The organism is Mesorhizobium intechi (assembly GCF_002879535.1).
GTDB lineage: Bacteria > Pseudomonadota > Alphaproteobacteria > Rhizobiales > Rhizobiaceae > Mesorhizobium > Mesorhizobium intechi.
In genome coordinates this window covers 1-3,104 of the sequence record NZ_PNOT02000256.1, presented here as the reverse complement: position 1 = coordinate 3,104, position 3,104 = coordinate 1, and the positions used below count along the sequence as shown (strand labels likewise).

At 65.0% G+C, this 3,104-nt stretch carries 4 protein-coding genes; all 4 read left to right on the top strand.

Annotated elements, in window-relative coordinates:
• Positions 1-432 (top strand): phospho-N-acetylmuramoyl-pentapeptide-transferase (gene mraY / locus C1D09_RS22630; RefSeq protein ID WP_143976379.1); only part of this gene is annotated, 432 nt, incomplete at its 5' end.
• Between the two features lie 10 nt (positions 433-442).
• Entirely contained in the window at positions 443-1,843 is a 1,401-nt protein-coding gene (gene murD / locus C1D09_RS22625; protein ID WP_143976378.1) for a UDP-N-acetylmuramoyl-L-alanine--D-glutamate ligase, read from the top strand.
• Positions 1,843-2,994 (top strand): putative lipid II flippase FtsW, encoded by a 1,152-nt coding sequence (ftsW, locus tag C1D09_RS22620; protein WP_019859093.1) that lies wholly within the window; start codon positions 1,843-1,845, stop codon positions 2,992-2,994. Before murD ends, ftsW begins: the two co-directional genes overlap by 1 nt.
• A 1-nt stretch (position 2,995) precedes the next feature.
• A partial coding sequence (locus C1D09_RS22615; protein ID WP_143976377.1) for a glycosyltransferase occupies positions 2,996-3,104 on the top strand: 109 nt, incomplete at its 3' end.

Below are 3,104 nucleotides of genomic sequence, written 5' to 3'. Positions count from 1 at the left end.
CTCTCGGGCAATGCGGTGTTCGCCGAATATCTGCAGATCCATTTCGTTCCCGGCACCGGTGAACTCGCGGTCGTGCTGGGCGCCGTCATCGGCGCCGGCCTCGGCTTCCTCTGGTTCAACGCGCCGCCGGCGGCGATCTTCATGGGCGACACCGGTTCGCTGGCCATGGGCGGCCTGATCGGTACGGTCGCGGTCGCCACCAAGCATGAGATCGTGCTGGTCATCGTCGGCGGATTGTTCGTCGTGGAGATCCTGTCGGTGATCATCCAGGTCGGCTACTTCAAGATGACCGGCAAGCGTGTGTTCCTGATGGCGCCGATCCACCATCATTTCGAAAAGCTCGGCTGGACCGAGAGCCAGGTGGTGATCCGCTTCTGGATCATCGCCGTCATCCTGGCGCTGGTCGGCCTCTCCACCCTGAAGCTCAGATAGGAAGCTCTCCTTGATTCCCGCCGCATCCTTCGCAGGCAAGCAGGTTTCGCTCTTCGGCCTCGGTGGCTCGGGGATCGCGACCGCGCGGGCATTGATCGAGGGTGGGGCGCAGGTGCTTGCCTGGGACGACAATCCCGACAGCGTCGCCAAGGCAGCCGCCACCGGCATCGCGACCGCCGATCTGCGCGGCGCCGACTGGGCGAAATTCTCGGCTTTCGTGCTGTCGCCGGGCGTGCCGCTGACGCATCCCAAGCCGCATTGGACGGTGGAACTGGCAAAGGGTGCCGGCGTCGAGATCATCGGCGACATCGAGCTTTTCTGCCGCGAGCGGACGCTCGGCGCGCCGACGGCGCCTTTCATCGCCATCACCGGCACCAACGGCAAGTCGACGACGACGGCACTCACGGCGCATATCCTCAAATCGGCAGGCCGCGACACCCAGATGGGCGGTAACATCGGCCGCGCGGTGATGACGCTCGATCCGCCGACGCCCGATCGACACTATGTCGTCGAGTGCTCGTCCTACCAGATCGATCTCGCGCCCTCGATCAATCCGACGGCCGGCATCCTGCTCAACCTGACGCCGGACCATCTCGATCGCCACGGCACCATGCAGCACTACGCCTCGATCAAGGAACGGCTGGTGGCGGGCAGCGAGACGGCGATCATCGGCATCGACGATTCCTGGTGCGCGCAGATCGCCGAGCGGCTGGAGCGGGCAGGCCGGGAGGTCATCCGCATTTCCAAGCGGCTGCCACTGACCGACGGCTATTTCGCCGACGGCACCAATCTGATGGAGGCCGTGCACGGCCGCTACAGCAAGGTCGCCTTCCTCGAAGGCATCGGTTCGCTGCGCGGGCAGCACAATGCGCAAAACGCGCTCGCCGCGGTCGCCGCTTGCCTGAAGGTCGGGCTCGACCTCGGCGAAATCCAGTCGGGGCTCGAAAGTTTTCCGGGCCTCGCGCACCGCATGGAGCAGGTCGGCCGCAAGGACCATGTCCTGTTCGTCAACGATTCCAAGGCGACCAATGCCGATGCAGCCGCCCCCGCGCTGTCCAGCTTTCCGCGCATCTACTGGATCGCCGGCGGCCTGCCCAAGGAGGGCGGCATCGAGCCGCTGCGCGGTTTCTTCCCGCGTATCGCCAAGGCCTATCTGATCGGCGAGGCCGCGCCTGCCTTTTCGGCGACGCTGGGCGAGGCGGTGCCTTACGAGATATCCGGCACGCTGGCCGCCGCGGTCGCGCACGCCGCCCATGATGCGGCCAAGGACGGCGGCGGCGAGGTGGTGGTGCTGTTGTCGCCGGCCTGCGCCAGTTTCGACCAGTTCAAGAATTTCGAAGTTCGCGGCGAAGCCTTCAGGCAAGCTGCGAGCGCTATAGATGGCGTCAAACCCATCGGAGGGGCACGATAATGCAGAGCCGTCTCGATAAAAGTCCAGTCGCAACCTGGTGGTGGACGATCGATCGCTGGTTCCTGGCGGCGTTTCTGTCGCTGATGGGGCTGGGCATCGTCTTGTCCTTCGCTGCCAGTCCCGCGGTCGCCGAGCGCATCGGCCTCGACAGTTTCCACTTCGCCACAAGGCAGATCATCTTCACCGTGCCGGCGCTCGGCGTGATGCTGGCGGTCTCCTTCCTCGATTCCCGGCAGATCCGGCGCATGTCGCTGATCATGCTGTGCCTGATGCTGGTGCTGATGGTGGCGGTGCTCTATATCGGCGTCGAGGTGAAGGGCGCGCGGCGCTGGGTGTCGCTTGCCGGCCTGTCGATCCAGCCGTCCGAGTTCCTGAAGCCGGCCTTCGTCATCATGTGCGCCTGGCTGTTCGCCGAGCACAAGCGGCAGCCCGACATTCCCGGCAATCTGTTCGCCATGCTGCTCCTGGTGCTGGTCGTGTCGCTGCTGGTGGCGCAGCCGGACCTCGGCCAGACCATGCTGACGACCGGCACCTGGGGCATCATGTTCTTCATGGCCGGGCTGCCCTGGCTGTGGATCATCGTGCTGGGCGCTGCGGGCGTCGGCGGCGTCTTCGCCGCCTATACGGTGTTTCCGCACGTTGCCTTGCGCATCGACAAGTTCCTCACCGGCGAAGGCGACACGTTCCAGGTCGACATGGGACGCGACGCGCTGATCAATGGTGGCTGGTTCGGCGTCGGACCGGGCGAGGGCACGGTCAAGCGGGTCATCCCAGACAGCCACGCCGACTTCGTCTTCTCGGTCGCGGGCGAGGAATTCGGGCTGATCATGTGTTTCTTCATCATGTCGATCTTCGCCTTCATCGTGCTGCGAGGCCTCAACACGGCGCTGAAGGAACATGACGACTTCACCCGCTATGCGGTCGGCGGCCTCGTCACCGTGTTCGGCCTGCAGGCCGTCATCAACATGTGCGTCAACCTGCAACTGGTGCCCGCCAAGGGCATGACGCTGCCCTTCATCTCCTATGGCGGCTCCTCGCAGATCGCCATCGCCATTTCGATGGGCATGGTTCTGGCGCTGACGCGCAAGAGACCGGAAAAGCGCAAGCAGATGGGTTTTGCGCTGCCGCAGCGCGCTTTGCCGGCGGAGTGACATGGCGAGGGGTGTCATCCTACTCGCGGCGGGCGGAACCGGCGGACATCTGTTTCCGGCCGAGGCGCTGGCGCATGAGCTGAACGAGCGCGGCTGGAAGGTGCATCTGG

Excerpts from the sequence above, each read along its gene's own strand:
- ftsW (WP_019859093.1), top strand. The coding sequence starts at position 1,843 with ATGCAGAGCCGTCTCGATAAAAGTCCAGTCGCAACCTGGTGGTGGACG.